Consider the following 21,133-nt stretch of genomic DNA (forward strand, 5'->3'; position numbering starts at 1 on the left):
CTCAGGCCGTATCCAGAATACGGCCTGGGTTCAGAATGCCCGCGGGATCGAGCAGTGCCTTGAGACTGTGCATGAGTTCGATCTCCACCGGCGAGCGGCTGTGCGCGAGGAATTCCTTCTTCACCACGCCGATGCCATGCTCAGCCGAGATGGAGCCGCCCACACGGCCGGTGGCGGCATAGACCACCTCTTCCACCTGGTGCAGGCTGTCCGGTGACGCATGAGGACCGGAGAGCACGTGCAGGTTGCCATCGCCGATGTGCCCGAAGAACAGGTGGCGCTGCGCCGGGAAGCGGCGCTCCAGCTCGGACCCCACCGATTCCACAAAGGCGTCCATGGCCGCCATGGGGATGCCGACGTCGAAGGCCGCAAACGGCTTGAGTTGGCCCAGCAGCTCGCCAATGGATTCGCGGTAGGCCCAGAGCTTCTTGCCGTCTTCCACCGACTGGGCCACCACCACGTCGGAAATCAGGCCCTGCTCCAGGGCCTCGCCCAGCTCGCGCTCCAGCGCTTCGCGGTCGCGCTCGTCGTTGGCCCCCAGTGTCTCGACCAGCACATAGACCGGGTGGGGCGCATCGAAGGGCTGGCGCAGCCGCGTCACCTCCATGGCCGCCTCCAGGTAGTCGTCCCACATCACCTCGAAGGCCGACAGCGCAGGCAGTGCGCGGCGCAGGTCGCGCACCAGGTGCGTGGCCGCATCGAACGAGGGCAGCGCGCACAGCGCCGTGTTCGCCGCCGTGGCCCGAGGCGAGAGCTTGAGCACCAGGCGCGTGATCACGCCCAGCGTGCCCTCCGCGCCGATGAACAGGTGCTTGAGGTCCACGCCCGTGGTGTTCTTGGTCACGCGGTTGAGCATGGTCATGAGCCGGCCGTCGGGCAGCGCCACCTCCAGCCCCAGCACCAGGTCGCGCATGGTGCCGAAGCGGATCACCCGGTTGCCGCCGGCATTGGTGGCCGCATTGCCGCCCACCTGGCAAGAGCCGCGCGCCCCCAGGTCGAGCGGGAAGGACCAACCCTCTGCTTCCACCCGCTGCTGCAGCTGCTCCAGCACCACGCCGGCCTGCACCACGGCCGTCCCGCCCACGGTGTCGATGTCTTCGATGGTGTTGAGTTTGGCCAGCGACAGGGCCACTTCCACACCCGAGGGCGTGGCCCCACCGGCCAGCCCCGTCAGCCCACCCTGAATGGCCACGGGCTGGCCCAGGCGGCTGCACACCGCGAGCACGCCAGCCACCTCCTGCGGCGTTCGAGGGAACACCACCAGGGCGGGCGCATGGCGCGGTGCCTCGCTCCAGTCGCCCGCATGGCTGGCGGTCACGCCGGGGTCCTGCACGATCTGGGCGGGCGAAAGGACGCCAGCCAGGGCATCCACCAGGTCTTGCACCGGCATGTCCTGCCGCGATATCGTCTGCATTGCATTTGTCTCCGTTGAAGTCATTGCACTGTACGGAAAGACAAGCACGCGGAGAAATACGCCTTGCACCCATGCGCCATCAGATAAACCTCATGGCAGCGTGCGCCCCACCAGTTGCCCGTCTGCCAGCAATTGGGCAATGAGCTCCAGCAGCAGGTCGCGCACCAGTTGGCCAGCCGGCGTCAGCGGCTGCTCCATCGACCAGACCACCGACTGGGTACGGCTCAGGACCGGCTCCACGATACGCCGGGCCACGATGCCGCGCGCCTCGAACGCCGGGAAGGAATTGCGCGGCATGACCGCGAAGGCCAGCCCGCCGCAGACCATGCTGCGCAGCAGATCGGAGCTGTTCACCTCATAGCGCACGTTGAGCGGGCAATCGAGCGCGACGGCCGTGCGCTCGATGAGCTTGCGCAGGTCGTGCTCGCGGTCGGGCTCCACCAGCGGGCGGTCGCCGATTGCGCGGAAGGCGATATCGCCCGTGGCATCGCCCATCTGCTCCCGGGTGCCGAACAGGCAGAAATCCTCCTCGTAAGCGGGCCGGGATTCGAGCTTGGCCATCTCGGACGCCGTGGGCAGCAGCGCCAGGTCGACGCGCCGCGCCTCCACCAGGGTCTGGGCCTCGCGCGACATGGCGGTGCTCAGGTGCAGCTGCACCTCGGGCGCGCGCTCCTCTATCAGCCGGTACAGGGGCACCACCAGCACGGGCGCGACCGAGCCGACGATGCAGGCGCGCACCACGCCGCGGAACTGCGAGGCCGCGTCGCGCACGTCCTCGCGCAGGCGTTCCATCTGCCGCAGGATGGAGGCCGCCCGGTCAAACAGGCGTTGCCCCTCCATGGTGAGGCGCACGCCGCGCGCATGGCGCTGCAGCAGCACCACGCCCAGTTCTTCCTCCATCGCCGCGATGTGGTGGCTCAGCGCCGGCTGGGCGATGTGCAGGGTGGAAGCGGCCGTCGTGATGCTGCCGGACCGCGCGATCTCGACGAAGTACTTGAGCTGGCGGGGGGTCATGCCCAGACTCTAATGCAGCAGGTGCCAGGCGACGCCCGCCACGCCCGTAGCGCAGGCCAGCAGAACCAATGCCGCCACCCGGGCCAGGCCGGCCGGGGGGGTACCTGGCCTTCGCAGGCCAGCAGCACACGGCCGCGGTGCACGCCATAGCCGTACAGCGCACAGGCCGCCAGCGCCAGCATGGCGCCAGTGGCCAGCAGCATGGCCGAGCCATCGATCCAGGCGCCGCGCAGCGCCACCAGGGCGTTCAGCAGCACGGCCAGGGCCGTGCGCGTCCAGGCCAGGCTGGTGCGCTCGGGCTGCAGGCCCGGATCGCGCGCGGTCCCTAGAGCGAAAGCCACAGCACCAGGCCCAGCAGCAGCACCGCCACCAGGAACAAGCCGGCCGCCAGCACGGCCAGCGCCGCCGTAGCGGGCAGCGCGCCCTTGCGGCGCATGGCGATCTCGTTGGCGCGCCAGCGCCGGTAGGCCAGCACGCACAAGGCGGCGGCCAGCGCGCACATCAGCAGCGCAATGGCCGAGACCAGCAGGCGCGGCTGCAGCCGGGTGGCGAACTGATCGAGCAGCACGCCGCCCGCCAGCACGGCCAGGGCGGTGCGGATCCAGGCCAGGAAGGTGCGCTCATTGGCCAGGGTGAAGCGGTAGTCGGGCTCCTCGCCCTCATGCCGCCAGGCAGGCCCCTTCATCGGGCCTCGGCAGTGGCCAGCGCCTCCTGCGGTACGGGCGTGGCGCCCCCGGCGCCCATGCGCGAGGCCACCTGCACGCCGCCCAGGCGCTCGATCATGCGCTGCTGGTCGGCCTTGGCCAGAGCGTCCACGGCCTCAGGGTCGCAGATAGCGCGCAGCTCGGCCTCCATGGCGCAAAGCACGTCGGCAAAGGCGGGATCGCCCGCCAGGTCGGCGAGTTCCTCAGGGTCCGCCACCAGGTCGAACAGTTCGGGCCGGTGGCGCACGTAGTAGTGATACTTGTAGCGCCCCTTGCGCACCATGAAGCCGGCCGTGTTGCTGCCGGCCGCGTGGTATTCGCTGAAGACCACGCGCTCGGGCTCGGCCGGGCCTTGCGCCAGGTCCAGCAGCGAGCGGCCGGGCCGGTCCTGCATCTCGGGCGCCGGGTCGATGCCCACGCCCTGCAGGATGGTGGGGAACAGATCGAGCAAGTCCACCGGCGTCTCGCAGACCCCGGGTTGCACGCCCTGGCCCGCCACGAGCATGGGCACGCGCACGCTTTCCTGGTACAGCGTGGACTTGCCCCACAGCCCGCGCGTGCCCAGGTTGTCGCCATGGTCCGAGGTGTAGACCAGGGTGGTGTCGCCCTCCAGCCCTGCATCGCGCAGGGCCTGGGTGATGCGGCCCACGTTGTGGTCCAGGAAGCTGCACAGCGCGTAGTAGGCCACGAAGGCCTGCCGCCGCTCCTCGGGGCTCTTGAACTCGCCTTCGTTGTCCATGAAGTCCGCGTAGGCCTGCACCCAGGGGTGGCGCTGGTAGCCGCTTGCAGGCTGCAGCTTGGGCTCCGGCATCACTTCATCGGAATACAGCGCGAAGAACTCCTCAGGAGCAACCAGCGGAAAGTGCGGCGCCACCAGGCCCACATAAAGCACGAAGGGCTCGTCGGGGCGGGTTCCCGCATCGCGGATCCACTCGACCGCACGGCCAGTGACCTCGCGGTCGTAGGCGGTGTAGTGCGATTCGCCAGCGCCGATGTGCTCGCCCAGCATGCGCTTGCCGCTGGGGCTGGAAATGTAGGGGTCGCGGATGGACGCCCACACCATGCCATGGCCGCCCACCACATGCATGGGGATGTGCTCCTTGTCGAAGCCGGCGGGGTCTTCCTCGGCGCGGTAGTGCAGCTTGCCGATGCTCTCCACGCGCACCCCCTGGCGCTGCAGCACATGGCCCCAGCCGCGAGGGTCGCCCACATAGGGCATGGCGTTGTCCCAGTGGCGCGTCTGGTGCACGCGCAGGCCGGTGGCGAAAGCGGCGCGCGCAGGCACGCAGATGGGGCTGGGGGTGTAGGCATCGGTGAAGCGCACGCCGCGCGCGGCGAGTGCGTCCAGGTGCGGCGTCTTCACGAAGGCATGGCCGGCACAGCCCATGATGCGGGGATCATGCTCGTCGGACATGATCACGATGACGTTGCGGCGTGGCATGGGTCGGGTATCCCTCATCAAGTCACGAGTCTTCAGGTGTGTAGCCGGATGCCTTCACGATCTGGCCCCAGCGCGCATGGTCCTCGCGCAGTTGCCTGTCCAGGGCTTCGGTGGTGGCGGTCTGGGGCTGGTATTCGAGCTTGTGCAGCAGCGAGGCGATCTTTTCGGACTGCACGGCCTCCGTGGCGCTTTTGTTGAGCTGCGCGACCAGGGGCGCGGGCGTTCCGGCCCGAGCGAACAGGGCAAAGGTCTCGGTGATCGCCAGGTCGCCGTAGCCCAACGACTTGAAGGTGGGCACGCCGGGCAGCGCGGCCAGCGGCGCCTCATCGGAGATCGCCAGGATGCGCAGCTTGCCCGACTTGTGCATGGGCAGCAGGTTGGGCAGGGTGGTGATCACGCAGGGCAGCACGCCGCCGATGGCATCGGTCACCGCGGCCGAGCCGCCGCGGTAGGCCACGTGCGCCAGCGGCACCTTGGCGGCCTTGCCCAGCAGCTGGCCGATGAAGTGCATGGCCGTGCCCGCACCGGGCGTGCCGTAGGCGGCCAGGGCGTTGTCCTTGCGCGCCAGGTCCAGGAACTCCTTGAGCGTCTTTGCCGGGCTGTTGGCGCTCACGGCCAGGGCAAAGCTCATGCTGCAGGCCTTGCCCACGCCGACGAACTGCTTGAGCGGGTCGTACGACAGGGACTTGAAGACGTGGGGGTACAGGGTCAGGTTGCCCATGGGCGTCATGAGCAGGGTGGCGCCGTCTGCTGGCGCCGCGATCAGGGCCTCGGTGGCCAGCCGGCCGCCGGCACCGCCCTTGTTGTCCACCAGCATGTTGAAGCCATGGCCGCGCACGCCTTCGGCCACGGCACGGGCCACGGTGTCGGCAGCGCCGCCCGCGGCGTAGCCCACGAGCACGCGAATGGTTCTGTCCTGCGCGAAGGCAAAGGGGCTGTGGGCGGCCAGGGCCGAGGCGCCCAGCAGGCCCACGAACTGGCGGCGGGTGGTGTTCATCGCTTGTCTCCTGTTACGGGGCTTGAGTATGGTCAAGGGATGCCGGCGTGAGAAATACCGTTTCAGCGCCCAAGGCATGCAGAAACTTGATGCCTTTCACCTCCTCAGGGGCCCGCATGCCTGCACTGCCAGGATGGCCTTGTGCATTGGCTCAACCACGCCCCAATGAGCAGCAAGCCTGCACAAGTTCAGTGCTTTGCGCTCTTCAAATGCACTGCATTTGGTTTCCCGCATGAATCCAGCGCACAACGGTGCTTGGCATGCCGAAATTGCAAGATAACTGCGCCTTGAAATCCCTACAGTCTCCCTATCCCCCGGCCTTAGTGCTGCCCACTTCTGGAGACGATGTATGACCGATCTGTTTGACAACCCCATGGGCCTGTGCGGCTTCGAGTTCGTGGAATTCTCCTCGCCCAAGCCCGGCTTGCTGGAGCCGATGTTCGAGAAGATGGGCTTTTCGCTGGTGGCCAAGCACCGCTCCAAGAACGTGCTGCTGTACCGCCAGGGCGGCATCAACTTCATCGTCAACAACGAACCTGGCAACGCCGCCTACTTCGCCGGCGAGCATGGCGCCGCGGCCTGCGGCCTGGCCTTTCGCGTGCGCGATGCGCACAAGGCCTACAACCGCGCCCTGGAGCTGGGTGCCCAGCCCGTCGAGATCCCCACCGGCCCCATGGAGCTGCGCCTGCCCGCGATCAAGGGCATCGGTGGTGCGCCGCTGTACCTGATCGACCGCTTCGAAGACGGCAAGTCGATCTACGACATCGACTTCGAATTTTTGCCCGGTGTGGACCTGCACCCCAAGGGCCATGGCTTCCAGGTGGTGGACCACCTCACGCACAACGTGTACCGCGGCCGCATGTCCTACTGGGCCGACTTCTACACCAAGCTGTTCAACTTCCGCGAAATCCGCTACTTCGACATCTCGGGCGAGTACACGGGCCTGACCTCCAAGGCCATGACGGCACCGGACGGCCTGATCCGCATCCCGTTGAACGAGGAATCGCGCCAGGGCGGCGGCCAGATCGAAGAGTTTCTGATGCAGTTCAACGGCGAAGGCATCCAGCACATCGCGCTGCTGACCGACAACCTGCTCGAATCCATCGACCAGTTGCAGATGGCCGGCATCCCCTTGCTGACCGCGCCCAACGAGGTCTATTACGAGAACCTGGAAAAGCGCCTGCCCGGCCACGGCCAGCAGGTGGGCGAGCTGCAGGCCCGCGGCATTCTGCTCGACGGCACCACCGAAGGCGGCCAGCCGCGCCTGCTGCTGCAGATCTTCTCGCAGCCCATGCTGGGCCCCGTGTTCTTCGAGTTCATCGAGCGCAAGGGCAACTACCGCGAAGGCTTTGGAGAAGGCAACTTCAAGGCGCTGTTCGAATCGCTGGAGCGCGACCAGATCAACCGCGGTGTGCTCACCGCCACCGACAAGGCCCCCGCCAAGGAAGCGGCATGAAGCTCACGCCCGAGGAGCTGGCAGCGCAACTGCCCTCCCTGGCCGGCTGGACGCATGCCGAGGCGCGCGGCGGCCTGATCACCAAGGAGTTCCAGTTCGCCGACTTCGTGCAGGCCTTCGGCTTCATGGCCCAGGTCGCCCTGCATGCGGAACGCATGAACCACCACCCCGAGTGGTCCAACGTCTACCACCGCGTGTCGGTCACGCTGACCACGCACGACGTGGACGGCATCTCTGGCAAGGACATCGAGATGGCCCGGCTGATGAACCGCATCGCGGCAGCCCAGGCCGCCGCTTAGGAGACAGGCATGCTGCAGCAGCAACTCAAGGAAACCGCCAAGCACGGGCTGGCGGCCGGAGAGGCACAAGCCCCGGAGCGCCCCGACTGGACCATCGACCAGGGCTGGGCCCGCTACACCCAGGAAGAGCACGGCGTGTGGCGCACCCTGTTCGAGCGGCAATCGAAACTGCTGCCCGGGCGCGCCTGCGACGAGTTCATCCGCGGCATGCAGGACCTGCCCATTGGCCCGGAGCAGATTCCCGACTTCGAGCAGATGTCCAAGGTACTCAAGAAGCGCACCGGCTGGGAAGTGGTGGCCGTGCCCGGACTGGTGCCCGACGAGGTGTTCTTCGAGCACCTGGCGAACCGGCGCTTTCCGGCGGGCCAGTTCATCCGCAAGCCGCATGAGCTCGACTACCTGGAAGAACCCGATGTCTTCCACGACGTGTTCGGCCATGTGCCGATGCTGATGAACCCGGTGATCGCGGACTACATCCAGGCCTATGGCGAAGGCGGCCTCAGGGCCTACCGCCTGGGCGTGCTGGAAAAGCTGGCCCGGGTCTACTGGTACACCGTGGAGTTCGGCCTGGTGCAGCAGAGCGACGGCCTGCGCATCTACGGTGCGGGCATTGCCTCCTCGGCCAGCGAGACGCGCTTTTCGGTCGAAAGCGATTCGCCCAACCGCGTGCGCTTTGAGCTGGAGCGGGTGATGCAGACCAACTACCGCATCGACGACTTCCAGGAATCCTACTTTGTGCTGGGCCACCTGGACGAGCTGCTGGAGCTGGCCAAGATCGACTTCGCGCCGATCTACGACCGGCTGAAGGGGGCCCCCGAGCACGATGCGGGCGCGGTGCTGCCCGGCGACAGCGTGGTGACCCGAGGGACGCTGGCCTACCACGACGCCAAGCGCCAGGTGGCGCACGCCTGATCGCCTGCCATGCGACACTCCAGAACGGCCCCACGCGGGCCGTTTTGCATGAGGGGCACACACATGGCACAGCAACCAACCGCAGCAGGCTACTGCGTCCTTTTTCTCTGCATGGGGAACATCTGCCGCAGCCCCACGGCGCACGGCGTGTTCCGCCACCGCGTGCAGGCCGCAGGCTTGGCCGACCGGGTGCGCGTGGACTCGGCCGGCACGCACAACTACCACCCGGGGGAGCCGCCGGACCACCGCTCGCAGCGCCATGCCTCACGGCGCGGCTACAACCTGTCGGATTTGCGCGCGCGGCAGATGCTGCTGGCCGACTTTGCCGCGCACGACCTGGTCCTCGCCATGGACTGGGACAACCTGGCCATGGCGCAGGAGCTGTGCCCGCCCGCGCACGCCCACAAGCTCAGGCGCCTCACGGAGTTCTGCCTGCACATGCAAAGCCCGGTGGTGCCCGACCCCTACTACGGCGGCGCCACGGGCTTCGACGATGTACTGGACCTGGTGGAGGATGCCTGCGAGGGGCTGCTGCAGCATGTACAGCGGGAGCTGCAGGACCGCAGCCAAGCCCAGGATCGCTGACCTGAGATCATGTCTGTCCCGGCAGATCCAGAGCGCCAAAAGCATTGATCCCAAAATGGGACTAAAATCCATCCATGCACATCGTCGCCCATTCCACACTGATCGGCTTCTACAGCCAGCCCCAGTATCAGGATGCACGTGGCGCACTGGAGGCCTGGCACGAAGAGGTTAAAACAGCCGCGTGGACCACCCCGGCCGATGTCAAGGCCCAGTTCGGCAACGCCAGCATCGTGGGCAACAACCGCGTGGTGTTCAACATCAAGGGCAACGACTACCGCCTCATCGTCGCCATCGCCTACCGCATGCAGTGGGTGTACATCAAGTTTGTCGGGACCCACACCCAGTACGACAAGGTGGATGCCACAACAGTCGACCAGTCGAAATAACTCCGAGGAGCACCAGCATGGAAGTCAAAGCCATCCGAGATGAACTGACCTACCGCACCACCCTGGCGCGCGTTTCTGCACTCGTCGATCTGGACCCGGCACCGGACTCCCCGGAAGGTGAAGAACTGGAAGTTCTGGGAACGCTGGTCGAAGCGTATGAGAGCAGGCACTACCCCATCGGCTCCCCCGATCCCATCGAAGCCATCCGATTCAGGATGGAACAGAGCGGCATCACCGTCAAGGATCTGGAGCCGATCATCGGCAAGAGCAATCGCGTGTACGAAGTGCTCGCCCGCAAACGCCCCCTCACCCTCGCCATGATCCGTCGGCTCAACACACGGCTCGGAATTCCAGCGTCGGTGCTTATTTCCGACTACACCCTCGCATAGCCACGCCCGATGCGCGAGACCGCTCAGCGCACCGCACAGACCAGCGGCCCGGGATCGTTGTGCGCCACGTCGCGGTCGTTCTTCGCCTGGCCGACCTCCATCACGCGCGGCAGGGCCACGCCGTTCTTCACGGCCAGGATCTCGGCCATCACGCTCACGGCGATCTCGGGCGGGGTCTTGCTGCCGATGTAGATGCCGATGGGCCCGCGCAGGCGCGCCAGGCCCTGTTCGGTTTGCTCGAAGTGCTCGATCATGCGCGCGCGGCGCGCATCGTTGTTGCGCCGCGAGCCGATGCCGCCCACATAGAAGGCCTCGGACGACAGGGCTTCGAGCAGGGCCAGGTCGTCGAGCTTGGGGTCGTGCGTGAGCGCCACCACGCAGCTGCGCCGGTCGGGCTTGAATTGCACCACCACGTCGTCGGGCATATCGCTCACCAGGGTGGCGCCGGGCACCTTCCAGCCATGGCGGTATTCCTCGCGCGGGTCGCACACGGTCACGGCGAAACCGTTGAACAGGGCCATGGTGGCCAGGTACTCGGCCATCTGCCCGGCGCCGATGATCAGCATGCGGTATTCGGGGCCGAAGGTGTTGGTCAACTGCTGTGCATCCACGGCCAGTTCGGCGGGCTCGGTGGCCATGGCCAGGGTGGCTGCGCCATCGGCCAGGCGCACGGTGCGCTGCACCAGGCGGCCGGCCTCCAGCGCGGCGATCAGCTCGGCCAGGCCGGCGGGATCGGGGTCGTATTCGAGCAGCAGTTCCAGTGTGCCGCCGCAGGGCAGGCCGAAGCGGTGTGCCTCGTCGGCCGTGATGCCGTACTTGACGAAGGATGGCGGGCCCTGGGGAATGCGGTGCTCATGCCCCGTGGCCCCGGCGCGCTCCTGCGCATAGGCGCGGGTGTGGCGGTCGATCAGGTCGTCCTCGATGCAGCCGCCCGAGACCGAGCCCACCACCGCACCGTCGTCGCACAGCGCCATGATCGAGCCCACGGGCCGGGGGGATGACCCCCAGGTGCGCACCACCGTGGCCAGCAGCGCACGCCGGCCGGCGGCACGCCAGCCGTACAGGGAGCGCAACACCATCACATCGAGGTTTTCCATCGTCATCGTGCGTAGATTGTGCCCAAGGCCCGGCGGTTCCGTGCGCCGAGGGATACCGCTAGTTCAGCCACCATGCCAACGCGACCAAGGCGACGGCGCCGGCGACCCACACCCAGACAGGGATGCCGCCGCCCTGGGACTCGGGGCCGCCAGCAGGCTGCAGGCCTGCCCGCTGGCTCGGCACAAAGCCGCTCGGCGGCCCGGCGTCCTCGCCCGGCTGGGTGGGGATCTCGGCCGGCACGGTGTCGGGGGGGTCGGCATCGCTCTCCCCCGCGGCCGGTGGATGGCGGCGCTGCATCTCGTTGTCGAAGCGCTTGAAGAAGTCCTCGGCCATGCCCTTGGCGGCGCCGTCGATCAGGCGCTGGCCCAGTTGGGCGATCTTGCCGCCCACGGTGGCATGCACGGTGTAGTGCAGCGTGCAGCGCTCCTCGCCGCCTTCGGGCGGCAGCGCCTCCAGCCGCACCTGGGCATTGCCCTTGCCAAAGCCAGCCACGCCGCCCGACCCATCGAAGGCGATGGTGTAGCTCTCCGGCGGCACGATGTCGGACAGCGTGATCTTGCCCGCGAACTTGGCGGACACCGGCCCGATCTTGAGGGCCATGGCCACGCTGTACTGGTTCTCGCCCGTGGGCTCGATCTTTTCGCAGCCGGGAATGCACAGCTTGAGCACCTCGGGGTCGTTGAGCGCCTCCCAGGCCTGGCTCTGGCTGGCGGCAAGGGGGCGGCTGGCTTGCATTTCCATGGTGATCTTCCTCGGTGATTCGGTCAGGTCGGGGCCGTCATTGCCGCAGTACGGCCGCCAGGCTGCCGGCCAGGTCCTGCAGGCGGCTCAGGTTGTGCACGGCCAGCATGCCGTGCGCCTCTCGGTGCAGCACCGATGCGCCGCGCGCCGTGGGCGCATAGCCGCCAAAACGCAGCAGCGGGTTGAGCCACAGCAGGCGCGCGCAGTGGCGGCGCAGCCAGGCGAGCTCCTGCCCCAGCAGCTCGGGGGCGCCCGTGTTCAGGCCGTCGGTGATCAGCAACACCAGCGTGCGCCGACCCACCAGCCGGCGCGCATGGCGCAGCCGCAGGGTGCGCAGGCTCTCGCCCATGCGGGTGCCGCCGGCAAAATCGTCGATGGCGTGGCTGGCTGCTTCCAGCATGGCATCGGTGTCCGCGAGGCGAAAGGCCGGGGTCAGGTCCGTGAGGCCGGTGCCGAAGGCGAACACGTCGCGCCGCAACGCGCCCGCGCGGCGCGGCGCGGTGGCGGCATGCAAAAACGCCAGCAGCAGCCGTGCATAGCGCTCCATGGAACCAGACACGTCCACCAGCACCAGCAGCGGCAGGGGCTGGCGACGGCGCTGCAGCAGCGGCACCCGCAGGAATTCACCGCCCGTGCGCGCCGCCTGGTGCATGGCGCCGGGCCAGTGCGGGCGGCTGCCGCGCGCGCCGGGCCGGGTGCGGCGCGCGGCAAAATCGGGCAGCGGCAGCGGAATCTCGCGCGCGAGTTGCGCCACCAGCCGGTACTCGCTGGCCGAAAGCTGGTTGAAATCGGCCTGGCGCAGGCGCTGCATGTCGCTGGCGGTCATCGCGGCGTCGAAATCGACCTTGTCCTCCTCGTGCGGCGGGGCGTTGCGCGCGGCGCGCACGGGCGCCAGCGCCTCGCTCACGCGCGGGCGGCGTTTCACGGGCTCGGCTTTCGATTCGGCGCTGGGCAGCATCTGGGCCAGCAGCTTCTGCGCCACGTTGGGGTTCTTGAAGTAGGCGTCGAACAGCTCGCGGAACACCTGGCGGTCCTGCTCGCGGCTGACCAGCACGGTCTCCAGCGCGGCCGCGAAGTCCTGGCGCGGCATGCCGACCAGCATCACCGCCTGCTGGGCCAGCGCCATGCGCGCAGCATCCACGCGCACGCCGGCACGGCGCAGGGTACGGCCAAAGCCCGTGAGGTTGTCGGCCAGCTTGCCGGTGCGGGCATCGCCGAGCTGGGATGCTGTGGCGGCAGAGGGTGCGGCATTCATGTCAGCCCGCTTCTTCCACCGGCTTCAGGAGTTCTGCCGCCATGTCCCGCGTCAGCGCCGCCACATCCTCGCGCTGCTTGAACAGGATGCCTGCGGTGTCGGAGACGATCTCGGGGTCCACCACCAGGGTGTCGAGCGCCACCAGCGCCTTGGCCCACTCCACGCTCTCTGCGATGCCGGGCGCGCGCTGGAAGGCATTGGCAAACGGCTGGCTGCGCAGCCGGTGCACGAAGTCGGCCACCTGCGCGGCCAGGGCTTCGCTGGCACCGGGCACCTGGGCGCGCACGATGGCCAGCTCGCGCTCGCGCTCGGGATAGTCGAGCCAGTGGTACAGGCAGCGGCGCTTGACGGCATCGTGCAGGTCGCGCGTGCGGTTGCTGGTGAGCAGGGTCACCGGGGTGGCCGTGGCGCGCACCGTGCCGATCTCGGGAATGCTGACCTGATACTCACCCAGGTATTCGAGCAGAAAGGCCTCGAAGGGCTCGTCAGCCCGGTCCACCTCGTCGATCAGCAGCACGGCGCCGGGTGCGGGGGCCTGCAGCGCCTGCAGCAGCGGGCGGCGGATCAGGTAGCGCTCCTGGTAGACCTCGGCTTCGATGTCCCTGGCGCCCCCTGGCTCCAGTTCGGCGGCACGCATGTGCAGCAACTGGGCAGCGTAGTTCCACTCGTACAGCGCCTCGCGCTGCTCCAGGCCGTCGTAGCACTGCAAACGGATCAGGCTGCGCGCCAGCACCTCGGACAGGGCCTTGGCCAGCGCCGTCTTGCCCACGCCGGGCTCGCCTTCGAGCAGCAGCGGGCGCTGCAGCTTGAGCGCCAGGAACACGGCGGTCGCCAGGCGCCGGTCGGCGAAATAGCCTACGCGCTGCAGGGCCTGCACCAGGTCGTCGATGGAGGCCAGTTCTGGTGGCAAGGCGTCAGCCCAGCATCTGCGCCACGGCCCGCTGCGTCTGCACGCTGATCAGGTTGGCACGGTAGATGGCGCTGGCGTGAATGTCGGTGTTCAGGTCGCTGGCGTCCACCTTCACCCCGGCGGCCGAGGCTACCGAGAAGTCCTTGTTCAGCGCGGCCTCCAGTGCCTGCTGGCGGAACACGCTGCTCGCGGCACCGGTGACGGCCACGCGCACGCCGGCATCGGTCTGCGCGACGAACACGCCTACCAGCGAGAAGCGCGAAGCCGCCTGCTTGAACTTGAGGTAGCCCGCGCGCTTCGGGACGGGGAAGCGGATCGCAGTGATCAGTTCGCCCTCCTGCAGCGCCGTGGTGTACATGCCCACGAAGAAGTCGTCCGCCGCGATCTCGCGCTGGTCGGTGATGACGGTGGCGCCCAGGCCCAGCACGGCGCTGGGGTAGCAGGCCGCAGGGTCGTTGTTGGCCACCGAGCCGCCCAGCGTGCCGCGGGCGCGTACCTGGCGGTCGCCGATGTGTGCGGCCAGGTCGGCCAGCGCGGGGATGGCCGCCTTGACCTCGGCGCTGCCGGCCACGTCCATGTGCCGCGCCATTGCGCCGATCACCAGGGCATTGCCTTCGCGGCGGATGCCCGCCAGTTCAGGAATGCCATTCAGATCGATGATCTGGCCCGGATTGGCCAGGCGCAGCCGCATGGAGGGCAGCAGGCTCTGGCCGCCCGCGATGGGCTTGCCGCCCGCAGCCGCCAGGCGCGCCGCATCGGCCACGCTGGCCGGGGTTTCGTAGGTGAATGCGTACATGGTGCTTCTCCTCAGGCCTTGGCGGATTGAATGGCATCCCACACGCGGTGAGGAGAGGCCGGCATGTCGAAATCCTTCACGCCCAGCGGGCGCAGGGCGTCGAGCAAGGCGTTGATCACCGCCGGCGGCGAGCCGATGGCCCCGGCCTCGCCGCAGCCCTTGGTACCGAGCGGGTTGTGCGTGCAGGGCGTGCAGACATGGCCGAGCTTGAACTCGGGAAAGTCATCGGCGCGCGGCATGGCGTAGTCCATGAAGCTGCCGGTGAGCAACTGGCCGGTCTCGCGGTCGTACACGCAGTTCTCCATCAGCGCCTGGCCGATGCCCTGCACCAGCCCGCCATGCACCTGGCCCTCGACGATCATGGGGTTGATGATGGTGCCGAAGTCATCCACCGCAGTGAAGCGGTCCACCCGGGTGGAGCCGGTCATGGGGTCCACCTCCACCTCGCAGATGTAGGTGCCGGCCGGGAAGGTGAAGTTGGTGGGGTCGTAGAAGGCGGTCTCGTTGAGCCCCGGTTCGAGCTTGTCGAGCGGGTAGTTGTGTGGCACGTAGGCCGTGAGCGCCACCTGGCCGAAGGGGATCTTCTTGTCCGTGCCGCGCACGGTGAACTCGCCGCCGCTGAAGTCGATGTCGGCGTCGCTGGCCTCCATCAGGTGGGCGGCGATCTTCTTGGCCTTGGCCTCGATCTTGTCCAGCGCCTTCATGATGGCCGCCCCGCCCACGCTGATGGAGCGCGAGCCGTAGGTGCCCATGCCGAAGGGCACGCGGCCCGTGTCGCCGTGCACGATGTCTACGTTCTCCACCGGGATGCCCAGGCGCGCGGCCACCACCTGCGCGAAGGTGGTCTCGTGCCCCTGGCCATGGCTGTGCGAGCCGGTGAACACCGTCACGCTGCCCGTGGGGTGCACACGCACCTCGCCGCATTCGAACAGGCCGGCACGCGCGCCCAGGGCCCCGGCGATGTTCGAGGGTGCGATGCCGCAGGCCTCGATGTAGCTGCTGTAGCCCATGCCGCGCAGCAGGCCCTTGGCGGCGCTGGCGCTCTTGCGCGCCTCGAAGCCGGCCACGTCGGCCAGCTCCTGCGCCTGGTTCATGCAGGCGTGGTAGTCGCCCACGTCGTACTGCAGAGCCACCGGGGTCTGGTAGGGGAAGGTAGTGATGAAGTTGCGCTTGCGGATCTCGTCCTGCGACAGGCCCAGCTCCCAGGCGCAGCGGGTGACCAGGCGTTCGAGCAGGTAGGTGGCCTCGGGCCGGCCCGCGCCGCGGTAGGCATCGACCGGAGAGGTGTTGGTGAACCAGGCATCCACCTCCACGTAGACCTGCGGCGTGGTGTACTGCCCGGCCAGCAGCGTGGCGTAGAGGATGGTGGGCACGGCGCTGGCAAAGGTCGACAGGTAGGCGCCCATGTTCGCATCGGTGTGCACGCGCATGGCCAGGAACTTGCCGTCCTTGTCCATGGCCATCTCGGCATGGCTCACATGGTCGCGGCCATGCGCGTCCGTGAGGAAGGACTCGCTGCGGTCGGCCACCCACTTGATGTTGCGGTTGAGCTTCTTGGCGGCCCAGGTCAGGCACACGTCCTCGGCATACAAGAAGATCTTGGAGCCGAAGCCCCCGCCCACGTCGGGCGCGATCACGCGCACCTTGTGCTCGGGCAAGCCCATTACGAAGGCCGTCATGAGCAGGCGCTCGACGTGCGGGTTCTGGTTGCTGACGTACAGCGTGTACTCGTCGTTGGCGCGGCTGTACGAGCCGATGGCCGTGCGCGGCTCCATGGCGTTGGGGATCAGGCGGTTGTTCACCAGATCAAGCTGGGTCACGTGCGCAGCATTGGCGAACACCGAGTCCACCGCGCCCTTGTCGCCAATCGCCCACTTGTAGCAGTGGTTGTCGGCGGCGGCATCGTGCAGGCCGGCACCGGCCACCTTGCCGGCTGAGGCATCGGCCACGCTTACCACGGCGGGCAGCACGTCGTAGTCCACCTCCACCAGCTCGGCCGCATCGCGTGCCTGCTGCTGCGTGAGCGCCACGACCATGGCCACCTGGTCACCCACGTAGCGCACCTTGCCCTGCGCCAGGATGGGGTGCGGCGGCTCCTTCATGGGCTGGCCATCGGTGCTGGTGATGAGCCAGCCGCAGGGCAGGCCGTTGATGTTGTCGGCCGCCACATCGGTGCCCACGAACACGCCCAGCACGCCAGGCGCGGCCTTGGCGGCGTCGATGTGGATGCTGACGATGCGCGCATGCGCGTGCGGCGAGCGCAGGAACACCGCGTGGCTCTGCGCGGCCAGCACCACGTCGTCGGTGTACTGGCCGGCGCCGGTCAGAAAACGGTAGTCTTCCTTGCGGCGAAGCGATTCACCGATGTGGGGAAGCTTGGAAAAGTCGGATGCACCCATGGTCTTGTCTCCTGGTGGAATGAGGGACGTGACTCAGGCGGAGGCCATGGCTTTTTGGCCATGCTGCACCGCGCGCACGATGTTCTGGTAGCCGGTGCAGCGGCAGATGTTGCCCTCCAGCAGCTCGCGGATCTCGCCCTCGCTGGCCTGGGGATGGTTCTTGCACAGGTCCACCGCACTCATCACCATGCCCGGCGTGCAGAAGCCGCATTGCAGGCCATGGCACTCCTTGAAGGCCGCCTGCATGGGGTGCATGGTGCCGTCGGGTGCGGCCAGGCCTTCGATGGTCTGCACCTCGGCGCCCTGGGCCTGCACGGCCAGCATGGCGCAGGATTTGACGGCCCGGCCGTTGACGTGCACGGTGCACGCGCCGCACTGGCTGGTGTCGCAGCCCACGTGCGTGCCGGTGAGCAGCAGGTGCTCTCGCAGCGCGTGGACCAGCAGGGTGTTGGGGGGAACGTCAACGCTGGCCGCGCGGCCGTTGACGGTGAACTGGACTTGCATCTGGCTGTCTCCTCGGAGGGTGTTGGCTGGATCTGCAAGCCGCATCTTGGGCTGGGCGCGGGGCCCGATTCCTAGGGTCAACCCTAGATTCACGGCGCGCTGCGGCGGATATTCTCAAAATGAAACATGTTGCAGTGCACACCCGCGCATCATGCGGATTGCCTGCCGGTGCCGCGACCGCACCGCCAAGGCCCTCCAAGCCAGCCGTCCACCAGCCAGCCACACCCGGGAGTCGCCATGCTGTCCGCCGCCCTGCCCCCGCCCGCCGAGCGCCAGGCCCTGATTGCGCAGGCGCGCACCGCCCTGCTCAGCCAGGGGCAGGTGCCGGCCGCCCTGGGCATCGAGCCCTGGATCGTGCGCTCCTGGCTGCGCTGCCTGGCGCTGGGGCGCGCGCCCGGCCAGCGCGTGGCCTTCGACCTGGTGAGCGCGGCCATGCTGCGCAACCTGGCCGAACAGCATCGCCACCTGCTGCAGGCCGCCCGCCCCGTGCTGGCCCACCTGACCCGCGCGATTGCCGGCATGCACTACTTCGCGATCCTCACCGACACGCGCGGCGTGGTGGTGGATGTGCAGGGCGCACTGGACCGCCACGATGCGCGCGTGCGCGCCATCGGCCGCGTGGGCATCGACCTGTCGGAGGCGGCCGTGGGCACCACCGCCATCGGTGCGGCCCTGGCCGAGCTGCAGCCCGTGTGGCTGCACCGGGGCGAGCACTTCTTCAACGACAACACCAGCTACAGCTGCGCCGGTGCACCGCTGTTCGACCCGCAGGGCCAGTGCATCGGCATGCTCGACCTGACGGGCGTGGACGTGCCCGAACGCCCCGAGCTGCGCCACCTGGTGGCCCGGTCCGCACGCGCCATCGAAGACGCGCTGCTGCTGCAGCTGCCCCACGCGCTGCTGCTGCGCCTGAACTGGCCTGGCAGCACACTGGGCGGCGAAGGCGACGGCCTGATGCTGCTGGATGCCGACGGCTATGTGGTGGGCACCAACCGCACGGCACGCCAGCTGGTGCCGCAGCCGCTGCGCGCGCCGGGCACACGGCCGCACGCCGGGGACCTGCTGGCCCTGCCCTGGCCGCTGCTGTTCGACGCTGCGCTGCAGCAGCAGCGCAGCGGCCCTGCGCCAATGGACATGCCCTTGTGGTCAGGCCTGCGGCTGCAGGGCATGGCACTGCCTGCCCGGCCTGCCGGCCAGGGCAGTGGCCTGGCGCGGGCGCCCGCGCCTGCCCATGCTGCGACCAGTGCGCCTCTGCGCGAAGCCGAAACCGCCCTCATCCGCCAGGCCGTGCAGGACGCCCGCGGCAATGTGGCCGAGGCGGCGCGCGCACTGGGCATCAGCCGGGCAACCGTCTACCGCAAATTAGGGGCCCCGAAAGGGCACTGATCCGGCCCCTACGGATCTGCCTTCAACCGTATGACTAGGCGGCAAGCCGCGGACAGTGCTATAGCTCGGCAAGGCGAACCAACGACGTTAGACGCTTGAAGGCAAATCCGTATCAGCCCTGTGCGAGCGCGATCACGACGGCGTTGTCCTCTACCACCAGCAGCACGCGGCTGCCGGTGCGCAGGCCGCTGTCCGGCACGGCGAAGCCCACCATCTGGATGCCACCCGTGAGCTCGGCGGACACCTCGTCGCCCGTCTCGCCGCGCACCACACGCACGGCCTTGGCGGGCAGCCGGCAGACCCCGGGTTCGGCCCGCGGCGGATCGACCCCGGCGCGCTCCACCTGCACCGCCGTGGCCTTGCACAGCGCCTGCACCACCAGGCCGGGCGCCAGGCCCAGCAGTTCGGCGCTTTCACGGGTGATGCGGGCGCTGAGAAAGGCGGCGCCATCGTCCGCAGTCCGGCCCAGGTGCACGCGCACGATCTGGCCCAGCGCTTCGAGCCGCTGCACGGTGCAGGGCCACTGGTTGCGCATGCTGGTGCGCACCGCCAGGCGCGCTGCCGCAGGGCCTGCCCGGCCCTCCAAGCGGGCCAGCACGGCGCTGCGCGCCTCGGCCATGGCATCGGCGGCCGCCAGCAGCTGGTGGCCGGCATCGGTCAGTTGCGCACCGCCGCCGCCGGCACCGCCCACGGCGCGGTCCACCAGGGGCGTGCCGGCCAGGTTGGTCAGGGTGTCGAGCGCCTGCCAGGCGGCCTTGTAGCTCACGCCCACGGCGCGCGCAGCCTGCGAGATGGAGCCGCCCGCGCCGATCTCGCGCAGGATGGCGATGCGCTTGTCGGCCATGTCATGGCTGAGCGCACCGGCGAAAGAAACGGAGGAGCGGCCGGGCATCGAGCGACGACGCCGTGCCTAGCGCCGGTTGCCCAGCGCCAGCACCGAGATGCCCGAAGCGATGAAGGTCACACCGGCGCCGGTGTTGAGCCACTTCGTGGCGCGCGGGCGGCGTGCCAGCCAGCCCGAGAGCTGCGCTGCGCAACTGCCCAGCACCGAGAAGATGAGGGCCGTGAGCACCGCGAAGATGGCGCCGTACACCAGCATCTGCGTGGCCACCGGCCCGCGCGATGCATCGACGAACTGGGGGATGAAGGCCAGCACGAACAGCCCCGGCTTGGGGTTGAGCACGTTGGAGAACAGGCCCACACCGAACACCTTGGCCAATGGCTGGCGCGCGGCCGGCGTGAACGAGATCAGGTTGCCCGACGTGAGCGCCTTGTACCCCAGGTACAGCAGGTAGGCCGCACCCGCGATCTTGACCACCCAGAAGGCCACCGGCGAGGCCTGCACGATCAGCGTGAGCCCCAGCGTGGCCGCCACGGTATGCACCATGATGCCCAGGCCCGCGCCGATGGACGACAGCACGGCGGCCAGGCGCCCCTGGCTCAGGCCGCGGCTGATGGCCAGGATGTTGTCCGGCCCCGGCGCGAAGACCACGATGATCACGGCGGCAAGGTAGGCGGCGAGGATTTCGGGAGGGAACATCATGGCGACCAGTGTAGAGGATGGCACCTGAATGACGCCACGCGGCAAAGGGCCGCCTCGGCGGCGGCAAGGGAGTGCTTTTATACTTTCGCTATTCCATCACTGAATAGCGCTTGCGCGCCCTACCTCCATGCAGAAGCCCGACGCCCGCCTTCTCACCCTCCTCAGCGCCATCGGCCTGGCCTTTGCTGGTGCCACTGCCGCCCATGCCGAACAGGTGTCGGTGGCCGTGGCCGCCAACTTCACGGCGCCCATGCAGAAGATCGCGGCCGCCTTCGAGGCCGACACGGGCCACAAGGCCGAGTTGTCGTTCGGCGCCACGGGCAAGTTCTATGCGCAGATCACCAACGGCGCGCCGTTCCAGATTCTGCTGTCGGCCGACGACACCACGCCCGCCAAGCTCGAACGCGAGGGCAAGGTGGTGGTCAACTCGCGCTTCACCTACGCCATCGGCACGCTGGTGTTGTGGAGCGCCAAGGAAGGCTACGTGGACGACAAGGGCGCCGTGCTCAAGACCGGCGACTTCAAGCACCTGGCCATCGCCAACCCCAAGCTGGCCCCCTACGGCCTGGCCGCCACGCAGGTGATGGATAAGCTCGGCCTCGCGGCCACGCTGCAGCCACGCTTCGTGCAGGGCGAGAACATCGCGCAGACCTACCAGTTCGTGGCCACCGGCAATGCGCAGTTGGGCTTCGTGGCCCTGTCGCAGGTGATGGTGGACGGCAGGATCGCCCAGGGCTCGGCCTGGCAGGTGCCGGCCGACCTGCACGAGCCGATCCGCCAAGATGCTGCGCTGCTGGAAACCGGCAAGGGCAATGCAGCGGCCACGGCGCTGATGCAGTACCTGAAAGGCGAGAAAGCCAGAACCATCATCAAGTCCTACGGCTATAGTTTCTGACGGGCGACT

Annotated in this window: 23 protein-coding genes; 8 read left to right on the forward strand and 15 right to left on the reverse strand. The window is 68.4% G+C overall.

Features of this window, described 5'->3' with window-relative positions:
- Nucleotide 1: 1 nt before the first annotated feature.
- From ACSQ9E_RS21390 to ACSQ9E_RS21415, 6 genes are all read right to left on the reverse strand, one after another.
- Nucleotides 2-1,414: an FAD-binding oxidoreductase gene (locus ACSQ9E_RS21390; protein WP_436219136.1), complete on the reverse strand. Its 1,413-nt coding sequence runs from the start codon at nt 1,412-1,414 to the stop codon at nt 2-4.
- Nucleotides 1,415-1,504: 90 nt separating this feature from the next.
- On the reverse strand, nt 1,505-2,428 hold the full coding sequence (locus ACSQ9E_RS21395) for a LysR family transcriptional regulator (protein ID WP_057201234.1): 924 nt from the start codon (nt 2,426-2,428) through the stop codon (nt 1,505-1,507).
- Nucleotides 2,425-2,769: a DUF202 domain-containing protein gene (locus ACSQ9E_RS21400; RefSeq protein ID WP_428002139.1), complete on the reverse strand. Its 345-nt coding sequence runs from the start codon at nt 2,767-2,769 to the stop codon at nt 2,425-2,427. Before ACSQ9E_RS21400 ends, ACSQ9E_RS21395 begins: the two co-directional genes overlap by 4 nt.
- Complete coding sequence (locus tag ACSQ9E_RS21405) at nt 2,754-3,113, reverse strand: YidH family protein (protein WP_436219137.1); 360 nt, start codon at nt 3,111-3,113, stop codon at nt 2,754-2,756. Before ACSQ9E_RS21405 ends, ACSQ9E_RS21400 begins: the two co-directional genes overlap by 16 nt.
- On the reverse strand, nt 3,110-4,573 hold the full coding sequence (locus ACSQ9E_RS21410; protein ID WP_428002141.1) for a sulfatase-like hydrolase/transferase: 1,464 nt from the start codon (nt 4,571-4,573) through the stop codon (nt 3,110-3,112). Before ACSQ9E_RS21410 ends, ACSQ9E_RS21405 begins: the two co-directional genes overlap by 4 nt.
- Before the next feature lie 22 nt (nt 4,574-4,595).
- Nucleotides 4,596-5,570 carry a Bug family tripartite tricarboxylate transporter substrate binding protein gene (locus ACSQ9E_RS21415; protein WP_436219138.1) on the reverse strand — a complete coding sequence of 325 codons (975 nt, stop codon included), beginning with the start codon at nt 5,568-5,570 and terminating at the stop codon, nt 4,596-4,598.
- Nucleotides 5,571-5,919: 349 nt separating this feature from the next.
- Between ACSQ9E_RS21415 and hppD the strand changes: the two genes are divergently transcribed.
- The 6 genes from hppD to ACSQ9E_RS21445 all read left to right on the forward strand — a co-directional run bounded on the left by hppD (nt 5,920) and on the right by ACSQ9E_RS21445 (nt 9,597).
- On the forward strand, nt 5,920-7,026 hold the full coding sequence (gene hppD, locus ACSQ9E_RS21420) for a 4-hydroxyphenylpyruvate dioxygenase (protein ID WP_436177067.1): 1,107 nt from the start codon (nt 5,920-5,922) through the stop codon (nt 7,024-7,026).
- Nucleotides 7,023-7,325, forward strand: coding sequence for a 4a-hydroxytetrahydrobiopterin dehydratase (locus ACSQ9E_RS21425; RefSeq protein ID WP_057201240.1), 303 nt, complete (start codon nt 7,023-7,025; stop codon nt 7,323-7,325). The genes hppD and ACSQ9E_RS21425 overlap by 4 nt, the downstream gene beginning before the upstream one ends.
- Before the next feature lie 9 nt (nt 7,326-7,334).
- Nucleotides 7,335-8,237 carry a phenylalanine 4-monooxygenase gene (gene phhA, locus ACSQ9E_RS21430; RefSeq protein ID WP_436219139.1) on the forward strand — a complete coding sequence of 301 codons (903 nt, stop codon included), beginning with the start codon at nt 7,335-7,337 and terminating at the stop codon, nt 8,235-8,237.
- A 63-nt stretch (nt 8,238-8,300) separates the two neighbouring features.
- Complete coding sequence (locus ACSQ9E_RS21435; protein ID WP_436219140.1) at nt 8,301-8,822, forward strand: low molecular weight protein-tyrosine-phosphatase; 522 nt, start codon at nt 8,301-8,303, stop codon at nt 8,820-8,822.
- Between the two features lie 74 nt (nt 8,823-8,896).
- Nucleotides 8,897-9,208, forward strand: coding sequence for a type II toxin-antitoxin system HigB family toxin (locus ACSQ9E_RS21440; RefSeq protein WP_436219141.1), 312 nt, complete (start codon nt 8,897-8,899; stop codon nt 9,206-9,208).
- Between the two features lie 17 nt (nt 9,209-9,225).
- The gene (locus tag ACSQ9E_RS21445) at nt 9,226-9,597 is read left to right on the forward strand and encodes a helix-turn-helix domain-containing protein (RefSeq protein ID WP_436219142.1); all 372 of its coding nucleotides are present in this window, start codon (nt 9,226-9,228) and stop codon (nt 9,595-9,597) included.
- 23 nt (nt 9,598-9,620) lie between these two features.
- On the opposite strand, the gene ACSQ9E_RS21450 is transcribed toward ACSQ9E_RS21445, so the two are convergent.
- From ACSQ9E_RS21450 to ACSQ9E_RS21480, 7 genes are read right to left on the reverse strand one after another with little or no spacing between them, the layout of a single operon-like run.
- Nucleotides 9,621-10,694: an XdhC family protein gene (locus ACSQ9E_RS21450; RefSeq protein ID WP_436220247.1), complete on the reverse strand. Its 1,074-nt coding sequence runs from the start codon at nt 10,692-10,694 to the stop codon at nt 9,621-9,623.
- A 58-nt stretch (nt 10,695-10,752) separates the two neighbouring features.
- On the reverse strand, nt 10,753-11,436 hold the full coding sequence (locus ACSQ9E_RS21455; protein ID WP_436219143.1) for a CoxG family protein: 684 nt from the start codon (nt 11,434-11,436) through the stop codon (nt 10,753-10,755).
- A 37-nt stretch (nt 11,437-11,473) separates the two neighbouring features.
- Nucleotides 11,474-12,691 carry a vWA domain-containing protein gene (locus tag ACSQ9E_RS21460; RefSeq protein WP_436219144.1) on the reverse strand — a complete coding sequence of 406 codons (1,218 nt, stop codon included), beginning with the start codon at nt 12,689-12,691 and terminating at the stop codon, nt 11,474-11,476.
- A 1-nt stretch (nt 12,692) separates the two neighbouring features.
- The gene (locus ACSQ9E_RS21465; RefSeq protein WP_436219145.1) at nt 12,693-13,601 is read right to left on the reverse strand and encodes an AAA family ATPase; all 909 of its coding nucleotides are present in this window, start codon (nt 13,599-13,601) and stop codon (nt 12,693-12,695) included.
- A 4-nt stretch (nt 13,602-13,605) separates the two neighbouring features.
- Nucleotides 13,606-14,397 carry an FAD binding domain-containing protein gene (locus ACSQ9E_RS21470; protein ID WP_436219146.1) on the reverse strand — a complete coding sequence of 264 codons (792 nt, stop codon included), beginning with the start codon at nt 14,395-14,397 and terminating at the stop codon, nt 13,606-13,608.
- Between the two features lie 11 nt (nt 14,398-14,408).
- Nucleotides 14,409-16,796 carry a xanthine dehydrogenase family protein molybdopterin-binding subunit gene (locus tag ACSQ9E_RS21475; RefSeq protein ID WP_436219147.1) on the reverse strand — a complete coding sequence of 796 codons (2,388 nt, stop codon included), beginning with the start codon at nt 16,794-16,796 and terminating at the stop codon, nt 14,409-14,411.
- Between the two features lie 33 nt (nt 16,797-16,829).
- The gene (locus ACSQ9E_RS21480; protein ID WP_057201248.1) at nt 16,830-17,300 is read right to left on the reverse strand and encodes a (2Fe-2S)-binding protein; all 471 of its coding nucleotides are present in this window, start codon (nt 17,298-17,300) and stop codon (nt 16,830-16,832) included.
- Between the two features lie 237 nt (nt 17,301-17,537).
- On the opposite strand from ACSQ9E_RS21480, the gene ACSQ9E_RS21485 reads away from it, so the two are divergent.
- Nucleotides 17,538-18,686, forward strand: a complete 1,149-nt coding sequence (locus tag ACSQ9E_RS21485) for a helix-turn-helix domain-containing protein (protein WP_436219148.1) — start codon at nt 17,538-17,540, stop codon at nt 18,684-18,686.
- A 112-nt stretch (nt 18,687-18,798) separates the two neighbouring features.
- Here the strand turns inward: ACSQ9E_RS21485 and ACSQ9E_RS21490 are convergent, their stop codons facing one another.
- Nucleotides 18,799-19,578 (reverse strand): TOBE domain-containing protein, encoded by a 780-nt coding sequence (locus tag ACSQ9E_RS21490; RefSeq protein ID WP_436219149.1) that lies wholly within the window; start codon nt 19,576-19,578, stop codon nt 18,799-18,801.
- Between the two features lie 18 nt (nt 19,579-19,596).
- On the reverse strand, nt 19,597-20,229 hold the full coding sequence (locus ACSQ9E_RS21495; protein WP_436219150.1) for a LysE family translocator: 633 nt from the start codon (nt 20,227-20,229) through the stop codon (nt 19,597-19,599).
- 127 nt (nt 20,230-20,356) lie between these two features.
- Here ACSQ9E_RS21495 and modA point away from each other — a divergent pair, with 127 nt between their 5' ends.
- Nucleotides 20,357-21,124: a molybdate ABC transporter substrate-binding protein gene (gene modA, locus ACSQ9E_RS21500; protein WP_436219151.1), complete on the forward strand. Its 768-nt coding sequence runs from the start codon at nt 20,357-20,359 to the stop codon at nt 21,122-21,124.
- The last annotated feature ends 9 nt before the right edge of the window (nt 21,125-21,133 follow it).

Source organism: Acidovorax sp. LjRoot118 (genome assembly GCF_964253575.1).
Lineage (GTDB): Bacteria > Pseudomonadota > Gammaproteobacteria > Burkholderiales > Burkholderiaceae_C > Acidovorax.